Here is a 14,901-nt window from a genome sequence, read left to right as displayed (position 1 = left end):
TGGAAGTTGGACGAGGACTTCGGCATTTACCCAGAAGGCAAGCGAGCGAAGGAAGCTAGGTTTGCGCCGTTGGAAGGGAATGACCCAGTCATCGTTCCTGGGCGGCGATACCTCTTCAAGCGTTCAAGAAAAGCCTACCCAGAACAGTACTGGGCTGAAGTTATTGCATACCGGGTTGGCTGCGAGATGGGCATTGAGGTCCCGCCGGCCTTCGCTGCCTGGAACTCGGAGACTGGCATCTGCGGCGCACTCATCGAATGGTTTTTTACGGACGGACATGAGGCGTCTGTCCTCGGTGGAGATTTCCTTCAGAAGATTCACCCAGACTTTGATCGAGAGAAGGGCAGTGCCCACAACTTTCAGGACAACGCGAACCTCATGCGCGCGCTCAGCATTGGGGCTGGCCTAACTACGAATTGGCGGCATTGGTGGGCAGGGGCCGTTGTGTTCGATGCATTGATAGGTAACACGGATCGCCATCAAGATAACTGGTCGATCGTCTTCGGCCTTGCCAACGGCAAAACGACGGGGTGCAGGTTGAGCCCGTGCTTCGACAACGGCACAAGCCTTGGAAGTGAACTCGACCTCAGCCGTGTAGGTGGCTGGTCGGACGAGCAGTTGGATCGCTACATCGCCAGAGGGACTCATCACATCAGGTGGCGTGCTGGCACGGCGCCGGCGGAGCTTCAGCGTTGCACGCACATAGATCTTGTTCAGCGCGTCTTCGCCCTGTGGCCGCAAGTTCGTGGCGAAATAGCCGAACTCCTGGACAACTTGACGCCGCACCAGCTTGAACACGTTTTGGCTGACCTCATGTCGATGCAGCTGCCAGTACCATTGACTGCCCAACGGTTGAAATTCGTAACCCGGCTCCTGGCACGTCGCTTGCCCCTTCTGCGGGCAGCTAGCAGCCCCCCATGAACACACTGAAGTACATCGTTGAACCTACAGCGCTCTGGCTTACTTGGCGGCCTGTGGATCTGAGCGTGCCTGACCGATTGCGACGCAGTGTTGGCATCGTTCACATTGACGGTGAAGGACTGCCGGCTTTCCATTACCTTCGTGGCACCGAAGATTTCGAAGCTGCCAAGGACGCCGGGTTTCAAGGCTTCCAGGCGTTTGATTTGCGCAGCACGGATGCCTTCCACGTCGGCGTGCTGGAGTCCTTCTTGCGCCGGCTGCCTCCTCGGTCGCGCGAAGACTTCGCTGAGTACTTGGACAGGCATCGGTTGCCTCACCCATTCCCCGCGTCGAGCATGGCATTGCTCGGCTACACCGGCGCCGCACTTCCTAGCGATGGCTTCGAATTGATCCCTGTGTTCCCAGAGGCTCAGGTGCCTCTCGACTTCCTCACGGAGCTTGCGGGTGTTCGGTATGTCTGCAAGCAAGACGTCAACCACCTTCGCGCCGGAGACACGGTCGTCTTCGACGGCGATCCCGGCAATACGGTCGATGAGGACGCGGTGATAGTCCGCTGGCAAGGGCACCCAATTGGCTTCGTCAACAGGATCATGCGCAAGCAGTTCCAGCGATGGATGCGAGACGGACGTATTCACGGCACTATTGATCGGCTGAACGGTACAGAGACGCGCCCAAGAGTGTTCGTGCGGATCGAAATTCGCTAGTTGCCAGGCGGCCTCAGGTGACCCAAGCCCGGTAGGTTAATGGGGTGAGCCTGCGAACCCCAACATCTCGGCCGGCAGACTGCGTTGGGTGCACTCCGCTCACCCTCAACCAACTCAACTGCCGAACCAAACGGCGCCTCAAAGCGTGAACACCAAGGATGTACCGGCCCCCATTTGGGCCATCGCCATCACATGCTGGACATTCACCTTCGTGACAACAGCTCATCTGTGGATGGGCAGTTCCGCTGAAGCGGTAGGTGCGCCGGGAGGAGGCGTTGGTCTGCTGTTGAAGACGGCCTTGGCTTCGGGGCCCGGTGCGCTCGGCTACTGGCTCATCAAGGGGCGGCGATGGGTGCGGTGGTTGTTCCCACTCCTTGTTTTGGCAGCCTTGCTGGTGGTAATGGGTCAAGTTCTTTGCCCGGGCCTTGGGCCGGATGCTGACGAAGCCAACTGCAGTCACAGTGTTTGGCCGGCTGTCTATCTCTTGGCTACTTTGGTGATGACCATCGCAGTGTTCATCTACACCTGGAAGCCAGCGTATCCATCCGATTGATGGGGTGGGCCGGCAGAATTCGTTGGGGGTTACTCCGTTCACCCCAACCTGCCGAACTTTATAGTCGGGCATGCGCTTCAATATTGCGTCCTTTGCGCTACTCGCGGCTCATGCGTTCATCGCATCACCGTGTGCAGCGGAAGAGTCCGACACGGGCTCGACTGTGCGTCCCGCCAGACCTTCCGCTGCAGCCTTGATCGCCACACCGGAGTCAGGTGCGGCGTTTTCGGGGCGTTCGCTAGACCTGAGCGTCCGACGCTCGATGTTGTCTGCTCAGGCGCCGCATGCTGCCGCGCAGGGCGAGGACAGTCGCCTGGGCAAGGCGATTGCAGCGACAGCAATCCGGCCTTGCATCTCGCCGGCCAATCGTGAGGTCTACCAACTCCCGACCGTGCCGCCGCCGCAGGAGCCGACCTCGGTGATCGACGCTACCGGAAACACCGCCTTCGCTGCTAGTTCCGCTGTCTGGCTGATCACACAGGCTGTCAGCGGTGCCTGCAGAAAGTAAATTCAGCTAGTAGGTTGGTTGAGCCTGCGAAGCCCAACATCTCGGCCGGCAGAATGCGTTGGGGTTCACTCCGTTCACCCCAACCTACGAAAAGCCCGATGCGCTACCGCCGCGCCGACACCCCGGGCGCTACCTACTTCTTCACGCTGAACGCGGCCGACCGCAGCGGGCAACTGCTGACGGATCACATCAACGCGCTACGGAACAGCTTCCGTACCGTACGCACGTCACGCCCGTTCGTGCTGGACGCCGTCTGCGTGCTGCCCGACCACCTGCACCTGCTGATGACGCTGCTGCGGGAGGACGCTGATTTCGCCACGCGCATCATGCTCATCAAGCAGGGCTGCTCGCGACAGATACCGGCGGGCGAGCGCGTCAGTGCGAGCCGGGCTGCAAAAGGGGAGCGAGGGCTTTGGCAACCGCGCTACTGGGAACACCTGATCCGCGACGACGCCGATTTCGAGCGGCATGTGGACTACATCCACTTCAATCCGGTCAAGCATGGCTGGGCCGAACGAGCGGCGGACTGGCCGCACTCCAGCATTCATCGCTTCATTCGCGAAGGCGTCATCGACGCTGGTCGGGCAAGCGTGAGTGGCGCGGAGATGGATGCGGGCGAATAGAGCGTTGGGGTTCGCTGTGCTCACCCAAACCTGCGGGTGCAAGGTGCCGTTGCCGCCCAGCCCGCCAGGAAGGCGCGGCGATGCCGTGCGTGTGAGTTCGGATTTCTCCGCGCCCCTGAGTCGATCCCAGTGAAGTGCGGCCTACCAGCCGATGTCCTTCAGCAACGCGAAGGTCAGGTCCTGGGGCAGAGTGACTGCGTGCAGCAGATCGCCGTTGATTGCCGGCTCCATCAGCAGGTTCGGGAAGGCGATGGTGTCGAAGTGCGATACCGACGACCCGCTCTGGAACGGATTCGGCGCGAACAGGCGGGCTCGGCCGAAAATGTCGGCACCGGCGTACTGCGAGGCATTCACGCCCATCAGCGCGGTGACGCCCGAGGAAGTGCGCGTGCGCTTGGACAGCGCGGTCTTCAACAGATTCCCGTCGGCCAGGGACACGCTGATCACTGGAATCGTCACTGTCGGGTCGGCGCCGCCCAGGGCGGGCGCGCTTCCTGCGACGTTGTTCACGACGATCGCACCGATGGCGCCCGCGTTCTGCACGTTCTTGGCCTTGATGGCGAAGGTGCAGGTGCCGCGGTCCACCAAGGCGATGCGGCCATTCACGGCCAGCGCGTTGGCGGCGCTCAATGGGTTGCAGGCCAGACCCGTCGAGGTGCCGGTATCAACCACCGGCATCAGCGTGCTGGTCACGGCGGACGACGACAGCGGCGCGCCGAAGGAGGCCGTGCTGATGTTGTACGGCCCCGCCGCGGAACCGGCCGCGGGCCCGCCAATCGTGAGCGAGGGCGTGCCCAGGCTCAGCACCGTGGGCAGGCTGGTCAGCACCCCGGCTCCGCTCCAGGTCAGCTTGCCGGTGTTCAACGCCGACTCCGCACGTTGCGAGTTGGTCATGTCCACCCACAGCAGCTTGGCCGTGTCGTCGTAGATGTAGTGATCCCAGATCGACGGACGGTTGTCGAACTGTGCACCGCTGCTGCCGCTGGTGAAGGTCTGGAAGCCCAGGCCATGAGCGAACTCGTGCAGCAGCACGGTGATGAGGTCGACGTTCGGACCGTGGTTGTTGTCGAGTCCGAGGTAGAAGGGCGAGCCTGGCAGGCAATCTGGGAACAAGCCGAGGCGCGAGTTGAAGCGCGCGCGGATGTCCTGGCCATCGACCGGGTCGCCAGCGCTCAGGTTCACGCCGGCAAGCTTGTTGGCGAGCGCCTGGGGATACCAGGTGTTGACCTTGGCCGCGCCCGCAAAGTCACGCCATATGTTCCATGCGCCGGCGCTGCCCAGAACGGCGGAGGTTGCAGTGCAGGTCAGCGGCTCGAAGCTGGCCCGGATGACGATGGTCTGCGAGCTGGTGAGCGTCGCACCCCAAATGTTGGCCGCGGTCTGGAAGGCAATCAGGCGCTGCTGGCCGAGTGTCGTGCCGACGTTGCCACCCACGGGAGCTGCAGGCGTCGGGTCGTTGAACCCTTCGCCCGCGGCGTTCAAGTTCTGGATGACGATGGTGGCTGCGGCCTGCGCCTGCAGGACAGAGGCGGCCAGCAGGACGCCCGCCAGTGCGCCCAGGAACTCACTTTTCTTCATGGCTGTGCTTCCCGCGAGATTGATCAACGGTGGAGACGGCGGCCTTGGGGTCGCGGACCAGCTTCTCTGCGGTTTCCTTCCCGGTCACGCACTGCATGTCCAGCGAACCGTCCGCCTTGCGGGTGACCACCGAATATGACAAGAAGGCATCGTTGACGCGGTAGCGCACGCCGTTGGTCGTACGGATTTCCACCGGATCACGGGTGTCGGGATTGGCTCCCGGTGCGGCAGCGGCCGCATCAGCGCGGGCCTTGGCGGCGGCCTCGTCCATCGCCTTCGCTTCGTCGGCCGTGGGCGGGCGCAGCTGGCCCGTCACCGGGTCGCGCACGATGCGCATTCCCACCGCATCGGCCGCAAATACCGGGGCCGACCCGACGAGCACCGACATGACGGCAATCAGACCCGCAGCCTTGAACTTGATTTGAGCCATGGTGATCATCCTCTCGTGTCAGACCGACCTGCGGCGCGCCTGCACCAATGCAGCCAAGCCCAGTGCCACCAACGCAATGGTCTGGGGTTCGGGCGCGGCATTTGATTCGGCCGCGGCCACCATCACAGTGTCGATACCGATGTAGTTGGATGTGTCGGCGTCGCCGAAGTACTCAAAGGCGAAGCGGCCTATCGCGCCCGCGCCCAACCCGGGCAGCATCACGGTGTACGCGGTCCAGTCATCAACCAATGCCACCGTCGGCGACAGGCTCTCGGTGACGACTTCACTGCCACCCTGGGCGGTGGCGCCGGCCAGCACGGCAAAGGTGTCGGAGAAGCCCGCACCCGCGGAACCGTCGCCGCGGGCATAGAACGTCAGGGTCACATCGGACTCCAGGGAGAAGTACGGTGTGATCAGGAAGTTGTCGATGAACCCGCCGGGAGGAGCGGCCAGGTAGTTGGAAGCGATGTAAGCGTTGGCAGCGCCCGCCTGCGCGGTAAACGCCGTGGTGTTGTCGCCCTGGAACCAGTCGGTGCCGGGGCTGGGTGAACTGACGTTGGCCAGGACCCAGCCCTTGCCGGCCAGGGTCGCCACGTCGTCGAAGCCCTCGCTCAGGAGGACACCCGCTTGCGAAAGCGTAGCCAATCCTGCCAATACGAAGGCTGCGCCAAGTCTTGTGATCTTCATGAACACTCCGAATTAACCGCATTTGGGTTGGAGGCGCAGGCCGTCTCGGAGCAACCACTCTTTCCGGCCGCAACCTCGCCGGCCTGGGCAGTTGGCGAGAAGTGCCTGTCCAGTAGCCCTCGCGACAAGATCAGTCAGTCACTGCATCCGTCCGATTGGCGAGGCTAGGTTCGTGGTTGCCTCGTGGCAAGCCCTCTTGTTGGGGGGAAGCTGGCAACGTACTAATGAAGCCGCTTGAACATGCGCATCAGCCGACCGTGCCGGCGCTACCTACAGCACCAAGCAGGCGGCATCCGCGCTGGCGTGGACATGCTGCTGCCGGCCCCGCCGCTGCCTTCACATCCTCTACCCAACTTCGCTCAGACCTTGTGCGCGTTCCCGGCGCCTGCACGCTTGCGCAGCAGGTGAAGCAGCGGCAGTCCGCCCGCCAGCAGAGCCCAGGTGGTCGGCTCGGGCACAGCGCTGATGGTCAGGCTGGCTGCGGGGCCGGGCAGCCAGTTCCAGGCCGCTGGCGCGTTCGCGTCGCCCCGGATGCCCAGGTGGGTGGTGATCAAACCGCCTTCGGGATCGCGGGCGTTGCCCAGCCCGAGTGCGCCGAGAAAGCCGTTGGCCTCGTTGTTCTTCTCCGAACCCGCGTCGTAGCCGTACAGGTTGATCGTGACGGTGCCGGTGATGGTCGACAGGTCCAGGCCACTGACGCCGATGAAGCCGTCATTCGTCCAGCCCAGCATGCTGGCAAACGACAGCAGGTGGTGGGAGGCATTGGCATTCACCATGACCGTCACGGAGTCCTGTTGAGGCAAAGGCGCAGACAGCGGCGCCGCAACGCTGAGCACGCTCGTGCCGACAAGGGCGTTGGCTTCGTCGAGCAGGAAGCTGCGATTGCCGCCTTCGGCAATGCGCCAGATCGTCTCCGGCGCGGCCTGGCCGACGGTGAAGGCCGTGTAGGCGTCGCTGTGCGTGATGAACACCGGTGGCGAAAGCCGCTGGCCGGTCTGTGTCGTCGCCGCCCCCGTCGCCGCGGCATTGCTCGTCAGGTTCTTGAACGTGATCTGGTATGCCGGTGCTTGTGCGGCGGCCCCTTGAGGAAGCAAGAGGGCAGCCGCAAGCGCCACTCCGAGGGCGCCCAGCCGATGGGGCGTGATGGCTGTGCGGTGGGGGGCAGGGGCGGTGTGATGTGCGTTGTTCATTCGAGAGATCTCCTGTTGGTTGGCACGCGGGGCGACACCCCGCGTGCTGCAGTCGCCGCCAGGCCGCAGGCATTACTCCCTAGGTTCATAGCGACCACCCGGATGGGGGTGCTGCTGTAAGGAGCAGGACTGCAGGTCGACCAAAGCGCCCGCGGAAAAGCCGAAAACCGGGGTCCCAGCCCGTTCGCTGGCAAGACACCGCAAACACCACATTTCGGCGGCCCCCGAACACGACACCTTCGGTGTGCAGACGTATTTCCAGCACGCCAGGGATCAGCCGGATTTAGGGACTGACGGCGCCTGGGTAGACGCATAGCCTTCGGCCACCAAACAAGGAGCCCGACATGCGCCTCTGCCTCAAAGTGCTGCCCCTCGCGCTGGCAAGCTTGCCCACCTTCGCGGCCGAATTGAGCCAACAGAATCTCGGCGCCACGGGCGCTCTCGTATCGAGTTGCGCCGGCCTGGCCACTGGCGCCTTCCCGACCGAAGGCAATCTGTTCGACTGGCGGCCGGGCCTGTCCAACTGCAACGCGGCCTCGACCACCACGCCGGGACAGCAACTGGCGACCAGCGGCACCTACAACCAGGCAACGCCTTCCATTCAGGCGGACTCGCATGGCAGCGCTACCTACGGCTCGGTCGGGATGTACGCACATTTCCGCGCCAATGCCAGCGCCGGCTTCGCAGCGGCCGAAAGCACGGCAGGATGGACCGACACGTGGACGCTGATGCCGGCCAACCCGGCCCAGGTCGGCCAGAACGCCGTGGTGAGCTTCAGCGTCCATCTCGACGGCGTGCTCGATGGCCTGCCCATCGGCAACAGCTACACCCGGATCGGCAGCCAGGTCTGGCTCAACAACGCGCCGGTTGGCGGGCAGAGCTTTCGCGCCCAAGGCCAGGGGCAGGGCGGCTTTCCGTTTCACCAGGTGATTGACCAGGACGTCAACTTCAGCGTCACGGTCAAGCTGGGCACGCCGTTCGAGTTGGGTGTCTTCTCGCGAGCGTCTGCTGGCACGGCCGGCGCCGGGCCGAACTGGTTCAGCGAGGCCGCCAGCGACTTCGCCAGCACGCTGACATGGCAAGGCGTCAGCGGCGTCACGGTGGCCGGCAGTGCCATCGGCTACACGCTGAGCAGCCAGAGCGGCATCGACTGGAACGTGCCCTATGCGCCGGTTCCCGAGCCCTCGGTGGCGCTGCTGCTGGGTGGCGGCCTGCTGGCGCTGGTGCTTCGTCGGCGCGGCTGAACAGGCCTGTGCGAATGGCGACTTCAATCGATCTCGGATCGCGAAGCCCGACGCCTTTCTGAGATCCGCCGAAGGAAGCGCGCCGGTTTGCGTCAGCGGCAGTCGAGCGAGGCGCGCCCCTGATTCGCGCCTGGCGCGAAGCCGTACGGCACAGAATCCCGGCATGCAAGTGCCCCACCGAAGACTTCTCGCCCTTACGCGCCGCCACCCGTCGGCCATTTTGCTGATCGTGCAGCTGGTGGGCCTGCTGCTCTACCCGATCCTCGAATCGACGCGTGCCGGCCCCATCGCCTTGAGCGCCTTCGGCATCACGGTGCTGATCTTCACGACTGGCATGGTGCGCCGCACGCCGGGCCTGACGTGGCTGAGCGTCTGCCTGGCCTTGCCGGCCATCGCCATGCTGGTACTGCAGGCGGTGTGGGAAATGCACTGGCTGCAGCCTTGGTCCGCCGCGCTGGAAGCGCTGTTCTACTTTTATGCTGCCGGCAGCCTCGTCGCCTACATGATGAGCGACATGCATGCGACGACCGACGAGCTGTATGCGGCCGGCGCGACCTTCACACTGCTGGCCTGGGGCTTTGCCTACAGCTTCGTGGTGCTGCAGGCGGTGCAACCAGGCAGCTTCTCGGCCGCCGTCAACGCCGAACAGCCCCGCACCTGGTCCGAGCTGATGTTCCTGAGCTTCGCGCTGCTGTCCAGCACGGGCATCGGCGACGTCATCCCGGTGCGGCCGCTGGCTCGGGCTGCGACCAGCCTGGAGATGTTCGTTGGCGTGGGCTACCTGGCGGCCGTGGTGTCCAGGCTGATCGGGCTGACGCTGCTGCGCCGGGGGTCTGCGTGACCGCAGTGCCCGGAACTGCGCAGAAGACAACTCGAGGGCCTTCCATGTCCAGACGCCGGTGTTTGCTTCTGAGCTTTGCCTGCCTGCTGTCCGCCTGCGGCGGTGGCGGGTCGAGCAGCGACGCGACGCCGGCCGTCACGCCGCCGCCGGTGGTGATCACGCCCAACTACGTCTACGTGGGCACGCTGGAGCGCGACAAGTCCATCACGTCCAGGATCACGGGCATCACCTACCCGTATCACGTCTACCTGCCGGAGAACTACGCGACCTCGGGCAAGAGCTATGCGGTGATGTACGCGACCGACGGGCAGTGGAGCTTCAACTCGTTCTCGCAGCTGCTGGACAAGCGCCGCAAGCCGATGATCCTGGTGAACATCGAGCAGGGCCCGGGTGACCGTCGGGCCATCGACTACACCGTCAACGGCGCGCCGGCCTATGCCCGTTTCCTGAAGGAGGAACTGGCGCCGCTGATCGAGGCCAACTACCGCACGACGGGCGTGCGCAGCTTCTCGGGCACGTCCTACGGCGGGCTGCTGGGCTCCATCCTGCTGAGCACCGAAGCCGCGGGCACGCCCTTCTTCAGGAACTACCTGCTGTTCGATGGCGCCTTCTGGGCGCTGACGGCCAGGAACATCCAGGACGAACAGGCGCGCTTCACGGCCAGCCCCCGTCTACCCGTGCACCTGATCCTGACCAGCGCGAATGCGCCCGGCAACGTGAACGACGTGATCGCCTACGAGGCGCGCTACAAGGGCCGCGCCTATGTGGACCTGCTGATCCAGCGCAAGGACTTCAACATCGCGCACAACGACGTGGGCGACCCGTCGTTCGATTGGGCGATCGACCAGATCGACTAGGGTCCGCACATGTCAGACACGATCGAGTCCCTGGCCAACCTCGGCCCCAAGTCCGCAGCGATGCTGGCTAGCGTCGGCGTCACGACGCTTGAAGAGCTGCGCGCGCTGGGCGCCGTCGCCACCTACGTCCGGGCCAAGCGGGCCGGGCATAACAATGTGTCGCTGAACCTGCTTTGGGCCCTGGAGGGCGCCCGCGCGGCAGCGACTGGCCGTTAGGATGAAAGCTCGGATCTGCAACCACGCACCGAGCCACACTTCCAGAAGGAACAGCCAATGCGCAAGGGACCCTGGGCAAACACGCTCGCCGCCGCCTTCTGTCTGCTGTCGGCCTGCGCCGCCGGCGCCCAGCAAACCCGCCCGGCAAACCTGGAGCGCGTGGAGGTGGCCGGCAAGAAGGACGACCTCTCCGCGTGGGTCCGGGCCGAAAGCCAGCGCTTCGTCGTGTACTCCGACGCCAACCAGGAAGACGTCACCCAGCTGCTGGACAACCTGGAAAAGCTCGACCATCTGCTGCGCCTCTACACCCGGCCTAATCATCAAACCAATGGCAAGGCCGACCAGCAGGAACCCAAGCTGACGCTGTACTACCACAGCCGGGTCTCGGCCTTGCGTGAGGTTGATGCCAGCGTGCCGGCCGATGCCGTGGGCCTGTACAGCAGTTGCGCTTCCGGCGTCCAGGGATTCGGCGTGCATCTGGAACGCGTCCCCAGCCTCGCCGACGAGCAACTCGACCGTTCACCGCTGGACGACACCCTGTCCTATGTCTTCGAGGCGTATGCGCGGCACTTCCTTTATCGCCACACGGACATCCGCGTCCCGACGTCGTTCGTCGACGGCTTTGCGCAGTACTTCTCCGCCGCGCGATTCTCGGAAAAGCAGATGGTGGTGGGCCGGGTGCCGAAGGAGATCGGTGGCTACCTGCGACTTGTCAGAGACAACCGGGTATCCAGCCTGGAGTATGGCGACGTCCTGGAGGAGAAGCTCGCCAACGCCCACAACTATGCCGGACCGGGCGGGGCGCGCCTGGAGTTCGAGGCGAAGTCCTGGCTGTTGACGCACTACATGCTGTCCTCGGAAGAAAGGCGCCAGCGCCTGAACCGCTATCTCGGGCTCGTCGACCGCGGCGCCTCCCCGACGACGGCCTTCGAGCGGGCCTACGGCCTGAAGGCATCCGAGATCGGGCAGGTGATGTGGCGGTACAGCCTTCGGGGCACGGATGCCCTGCGTGTGGCACTCCCATCGCTGCCCGCCAGCCGGGTGAGGTTTCATGCGCTGCCCCGTGCGGCGGGCGAATTCGTGCTGGCGGATGCCGCCTTGAAGGCGTGCCCGAGCCGGCCAGCCGGGGAGGCGCTGCTGAAGAAGGTCGCCGGCCTGGCGGCGCAGTTCCCGAACGACGACCTGGCCCGCCTCACCTTGAGCCGGGCGCAGATCGACTGGGGCAACCCGCAGGACGCCCTGCCGGCGCTGAATGCCGTTCTGCAAGGGGAGGACGCCAATTTCGAGGCCCGGTACCTGCTGGGCATGGCGAACCTGCGCCTGGCCGAGCGCAACGTGGGCGATGCCAGGCGCGCCTATCTCCAGGCTGCTCAGGCCCATCTGCAGCGCGCCCGCGGCTTGAACCCGCAATCGCCGGAAGCTGCCTTGGCGGTCTTCAAGACCGAAGTGGCCGCCACGGATGCCCCGGACAGCGCAGCGCTGGAAGGTGTCATCTCGGCCTGGCAGACCGCGCGCGAAGTCGACGCGCTCGCTCGCTCCGCTGCGCTGGCCTACGCCTATGCCGGCAATGCGGACGAGGCCCACCATACGCTCGTTTCGCTGGCGCAAAACGTGCGCGACGAGCCTGCGGCCCAATGGGCCAGGCAGTGGCAGGGCCGCCTCGAAGCGGGCGTGACCCGCGGCGACATCCTTGCGGAGATGCGTCGCAACCCAGCGCCCGACGCGCCGTTCAAGGAGTGGACCATCGACAAGAAGGACACGCTGCAAAGCGTGGAGTTCATCTCCAACGCGGAAGCCTCGGCAGCCTTCCTCGAGACCATGGCGCTTAGCGCTGGGAAGCCCGCGCAGCAGAGCCAACTGATTGCTGCCGCGCAGGGGCTGCGCATGGAAGCCATGAGGCGGCGCAAGCTCGCGCCGGACAGCACGAAAAGGAATTAGCCACGGGATTCAGCGCGGCGCGGCACGAGGGACGCTGGATGGCCAACGCACGCGGGCAGGCCCGCCCGTCCTAGCCAAAGCCGGCTTCTCAGTCCTTCAGGTTCCAGGTGATGGGCGTGATGCCGCGCAGCGTAACGGGCTTGCCATTCACCGTGCCGGGCGTGCCCTTGCAGGACAGCACGAAGGTGACGGCCAGTCTGTCGAGCACCTTGTGCCTGCGTGACGGGCCGCTGGACTCGACCACGCGCGCTTCAGAGATGGCGCCGGAGATGTCCATCGTGAAGACGACCATCGTCGTGCCTTGCACGTCGATGTCGGGATAGGCCGGTGAGCCGCACTTGCTGAAGTCCAGTTGCAGCGGTGTGCGCACCAGCGCGCCTCCCGGCTGGCCCCGGCCTGGTTGTGGTGCCGCTTCAGTGCCCGCGCCAGGCGAAGGCTGGGGGATGGCTGCGGCGGCGACGGTCGTCTCCGGCGGCTGCGTCACCTGCACTTCGGGCGGCGGTATGAAGCGCGGCGGTGGGGGAGACAAGGTGGGCAGTGGCAGCAAGGCCATCTTCGGCGATGGCGGCGGCGGTGTTTCTGGTTGGATGAGCTTGATCTCCACAGGGGCCTGCCGGGCCACCTGGACGATGTGGTGCGCCAGGCCGCTGACCAAGACCCAACCCAGCACGAGATGCAGCAGCACCACGACGCCGATGCCGGTGAAGCGCCTGCCCGGGCGGTGCTGCCATTGAGCGAAATCCACGCGGTTCTCCCTGGGTGAACGAATCCGGTCGGCGGGCTGTCACAGCGGGCCTCGATCCACGCAGGAATTGTTGCCTGATCGGGTGCTGGAATGAACATCTGCGATGACGAGCCGCGTCGCAATGGCGAAGCTCTTCGCGACGCGCTCAGATCCGCCTGAACACCAGCATGTGCCAGCGCGTGTCGGTGCTGGCCAGCACCGCGTCGTTGACGCTGCTGCTCTCCAGCATCAGTCCCAACTCGGTGAGCTGCCGCTGCACCGTGGCCGGGGCGTGGTTGTGGAACCGACGGCCATCGGCGTCGCGGTCACCACTCAACTGGCCGGGGTTCATTTCCGGCAGGGCAATCAGCAGTGCGGGCCGGCAGCGGGCCACGTCGCCTGCGGCGAGAGGGCGAAGCTGCCGAGCGAGCGAAGCCAGTGCGCCGGGCAGGTCGGCGGGGGCGATGTGCATCAGCACGGCACTGCACGCCACGGCGTCGAAGCCCTGGGGGCAGCAGTCCGAGAAGGGCGTGCCCAGTTGGGGAAGGCTGGCGTCGCGCAGCCGTCCGGCAAGGCCGGGCCGCAGCCGCAGCGCGGTTTCGCGCATGGTGGCGTTGGGCTCCACGCCGAAGGCCTCGAACCCGGCCTGCTGCAGCGCCGCCACGTCCCGGCCCGAGCCCGAGCCGACGTCCAGCACCCAGGCGCCCGGCGGCAAAGCAGCTTCGAGAAGGGGCAGCATCGCGCTGCGACTGGCCTCGGTGGCGGCCAACTGGGTGGCGTAGCCGTCGTAGAACGTGGCGGTGCCGGCGTCCGCTGCGTTCGCGCTCAATTGCGGAACGAGGGCACCGCGCCCTTGCCGGCCATCATGGCCTTGGTCAGGTCCTCGCTCATCAACATCGCGGCGTTCCAAGTCGCGATGTAGTTGAGGCCGTCGGCCACCGAGTGGTCGCGGGCGTAGTTCAGCTGCTCCTTGGTGCCGCGGATGGACAGCGGCGACTTGGACGCAATCGTCGCGGCGATCTCGCGCACGCCAACCCCAAGCGCCTCGCGGCTGTCGAACACGCGATTGACGAGGCCGATCTCGCGCGCCTCGGCCGCCTCCACGCGCCGGCCCGTGTAGGCTAGCTCGCGCACCAGGCCCTGCGAGCCGATCAGCTTGGGCAGGCGTTGCAGCGTGCCGACATCGGCCACCATGCCGATGTCGATCTCCTTGATGGAGAAGTAGGCGTCGCCGCTGCAGTAGCGCATGTCGGCGGCGCAGATCAGGTCGATGCCGCCGCCGACGCAGGCGCCGTGGATGGCCGCGAGCACGGGCTTGCGGCAGCGCTCCAGGCTGGTCAACGTGTCCTGCATGTCCAGGATGACCCGGCGCAAGCCCTCGCGGGTGCGGCCGTCGCAGGGGTCTTCGATCTGCGGGGCGATGCCCATCATCATCTGCAGGTCGATTCCGGCGGTGAAGTGCCTGCCTTCGCCTTCCAGCACGGCGACGCGCGCTTCTGGCTGCGTGTCCACCCAGTCGAAGGCGCGGCGGATGTCCTGCCACATCGCCGCGTTCATCGCATTGACCTTGTCCGGCCGGTTCAGGCGGACGGTGGCGATGTGGTCCTGGACGGAGACGGTGAGGGTTTCGAGTGTGGGCGCGGTCATTGGGGAGTCAAGGTGGTGGAACGGAGTCGGGTTGCGGCTCGGTCATTGCGGCATTGGCTCGCGTGAGCAGGATGCCAGTGGGCGTCTTGGTCAGCTGCAGGGTGTCACCTGCTGCGAGATTCAGGCGTGCCAGCACGGCGTCGGGAAGCACAAAGCCGAGAGAGTCTTGCGCCTCTACCAGTTGAACGATGTCCATGCTTGCCGCTCCTGAGGTGACCGCGTCGACAATACTAACCAGTT

18 protein-coding genes are annotated in these 14,901 nt (G+C 65.3%); 10 read left to right on the top strand and 8 right to left on the bottom strand.

All coding sequences use genetic code 11. The features are described 5' to 3' along the window. Positions 1 to 6 precede the first annotated feature (6 nt). The 5 genes from ACXJLH_RS19180 to ACXJLH_RS19160 all read left to right on the top strand — a co-directional run bounded on the left by ACXJLH_RS19180 (position 7) and on the right by ACXJLH_RS19160 (position 3,309). Positions 7 to 921 (top strand): HipA domain-containing protein, encoded by a 915-nt coding sequence (locus tag ACXJLH_RS19180; protein ID WP_457445763.1) that lies wholly within the window; start codon positions 7 to 9, stop codon positions 919 to 921. After that, positions 918 to 1,625 (top strand): hypothetical protein, encoded by a 708-nt coding sequence (locus ACXJLH_RS19175; protein WP_457445762.1) that lies wholly within the window; start codon positions 918 to 920, stop codon positions 1,623 to 1,625. The genes ACXJLH_RS19180 and ACXJLH_RS19175 overlap by 4 nt, the downstream gene beginning before the upstream one ends. Positions 1,626 to 1,770: 145 nt before the next feature. Then, positions 1,771 to 2,178, top strand: a complete 408-nt coding sequence (locus ACXJLH_RS19170; RefSeq protein WP_457445761.1) for a hypothetical protein — start codon at positions 1,771 to 1,773, stop codon at positions 2,176 to 2,178. Between the two features lie 193 nt (positions 2,179 to 2,371). Beyond that, positions 2,372 to 2,686 carry a hypothetical protein gene (locus ACXJLH_RS19165; RefSeq protein ID WP_457445760.1) on the top strand — a complete coding sequence of 105 codons (315 nt, stop codon included), beginning with the start codon at positions 2,372 to 2,374 and terminating at the stop codon, positions 2,684 to 2,686. A gap of 98 nt (positions 2,687 to 2,784) precedes the next feature. After that, positions 2,785 to 3,309 carry an REP-associated tyrosine transposase gene (locus tag ACXJLH_RS19160; protein ID WP_457445759.1) on the top strand — a complete coding sequence of 175 codons (525 nt, stop codon included), beginning with the start codon at positions 2,785 to 2,787 and terminating at the stop codon, positions 3,307 to 3,309. Between the two features lie 141 nt (positions 3,310 to 3,450). On the opposite strand, the gene ACXJLH_RS19155 is transcribed toward ACXJLH_RS19160, so the two are convergent. The 4 genes from ACXJLH_RS19155 to ACXJLH_RS19140 all read right to left on the bottom strand — a co-directional run bounded on the left by ACXJLH_RS19155 (position 3,451) and on the right by ACXJLH_RS19140 (position 7,194). Continuing rightward, positions 3,451 to 4,887 carry a PA domain-containing protein gene (locus ACXJLH_RS19155; RefSeq protein WP_457445758.1) on the bottom strand — a complete coding sequence of 479 codons (1,437 nt, stop codon included), beginning with the start codon at positions 4,885 to 4,887 and terminating at the stop codon, positions 3,451 to 3,453. Further along, entirely contained in the window at positions 4,874 to 5,317 is a 444-nt protein-coding gene (locus ACXJLH_RS19150; protein ID WP_457445757.1) for a post-PEP-CTERM-1 domain-containing protein, read from the bottom strand. The genes ACXJLH_RS19155 and ACXJLH_RS19150 overlap by 14 nt, the downstream gene beginning before the upstream one ends. 18 nt (positions 5,318 to 5,335) lie before the next feature. Then, positions 5,336 to 6,004 (bottom strand): choice-of-anchor J domain-containing protein, encoded by a 669-nt coding sequence (locus tag ACXJLH_RS19145; protein ID WP_457445756.1) that lies wholly within the window; start codon positions 6,002 to 6,004, stop codon positions 5,336 to 5,338. Between the two features lie 359 nt (positions 6,005 to 6,363). Continuing rightward, positions 6,364 to 7,194, bottom strand: a complete 831-nt coding sequence (locus ACXJLH_RS19140; protein WP_457445755.1) for a spondin domain-containing protein — start codon at positions 7,192 to 7,194, stop codon at positions 6,364 to 6,366. Positions 7,195 to 7,538: 344 nt separating this feature from the next. On the opposite strand from ACXJLH_RS19140, the gene ACXJLH_RS19135 reads away from it, so the two are divergent. From ACXJLH_RS19135 to ACXJLH_RS19115, 5 genes are all read left to right on the top strand, one after another. Further along, positions 7,539 to 8,438: a PEP-CTERM sorting domain-containing protein gene (locus tag ACXJLH_RS19135; RefSeq protein WP_457445754.1), complete on the top strand. Its 900-nt coding sequence runs from the start codon at positions 7,539 to 7,541 to the stop codon at positions 8,436 to 8,438. A gap of 163 nt (positions 8,439 to 8,601) precedes the next feature. Then, a complete protein-coding gene (locus tag ACXJLH_RS19130; RefSeq protein ID WP_457445753.1) occupies positions 8,602 to 9,279 on the top strand; it encodes an ion channel in 678 nt (225 codons plus the stop codon). A gap of 44 nt (positions 9,280 to 9,323) precedes the next feature. After that, complete coding sequence (locus tag ACXJLH_RS19125; protein ID WP_457445752.1) at positions 9,324 to 10,136, top strand: alpha/beta hydrolase; 813 nt, start codon at positions 9,324 to 9,326, stop codon at positions 10,134 to 10,136. A gap of 9 nt (positions 10,137 to 10,145) precedes the next feature. After that, positions 10,146 to 10,352 (top strand): TfoX/Sxy family DNA transformation protein, encoded by a 207-nt coding sequence (locus ACXJLH_RS19120; RefSeq protein WP_457445751.1) that lies wholly within the window; start codon positions 10,146 to 10,148, stop codon positions 10,350 to 10,352. A gap of 57 nt (positions 10,353 to 10,409) precedes the next feature. Continuing rightward, complete coding sequence (locus ACXJLH_RS19115; protein ID WP_457445750.1) at positions 10,410 to 12,290, top strand: hypothetical protein; 1,881 nt, start codon at positions 10,410 to 10,412, stop codon at positions 12,288 to 12,290. Positions 12,291 to 12,378: 88 nt separating this feature from the next. On the opposite strand, the gene ACXJLH_RS19110 is transcribed toward ACXJLH_RS19115, so the two are convergent. From ACXJLH_RS19110 to ACXJLH_RS19095, 4 genes are all read right to left on the bottom strand, one after another. Next, positions 12,379 to 13,035 (bottom strand): energy transducer TonB, encoded by a 657-nt coding sequence (locus tag ACXJLH_RS19110; RefSeq protein ID WP_457325044.1) that lies wholly within the window; start codon positions 13,033 to 13,035, stop codon positions 12,379 to 12,381. A gap of 145 nt (positions 13,036 to 13,180) precedes the next feature. Continuing rightward, positions 13,181 to 13,843, bottom strand: a complete 663-nt coding sequence (locus ACXJLH_RS19105) for a class I SAM-dependent methyltransferase (RefSeq protein WP_457393051.1) — start codon at positions 13,841 to 13,843, stop codon at positions 13,181 to 13,183. Beyond that, the gene (locus tag ACXJLH_RS19100) at positions 13,840 to 14,661 is read right to left on the bottom strand and encodes a crotonase/enoyl-CoA hydratase family protein (protein WP_457445749.1); all 822 of its coding nucleotides are present in this window, start codon (positions 14,659 to 14,661) and stop codon (positions 13,840 to 13,842) included. The genes ACXJLH_RS19105 and ACXJLH_RS19100 overlap by 4 nt, the downstream gene beginning before the upstream one ends. A 7-nt stretch (positions 14,662 to 14,668) precedes the next feature. Further along, the gene (locus tag ACXJLH_RS19095) at positions 14,669 to 14,857 is read right to left on the bottom strand and encodes an AbrB/MazE/SpoVT family DNA-binding domain-containing protein (RefSeq protein ID WP_457445748.1); all 189 of its coding nucleotides are present in this window, start codon (positions 14,855 to 14,857) and stop codon (positions 14,669 to 14,671) included. Between the last annotated feature and the right edge of the window lie 44 nt (positions 14,858 to 14,901).

It is taken from the genome of Roseateles sp. P5_E4 (genome assembly GCF_054049255.1).
Note: the sequence above shows the minus strand (reverse complement) of the source record. Positions and strands in the feature narration are given on the sequence as shown.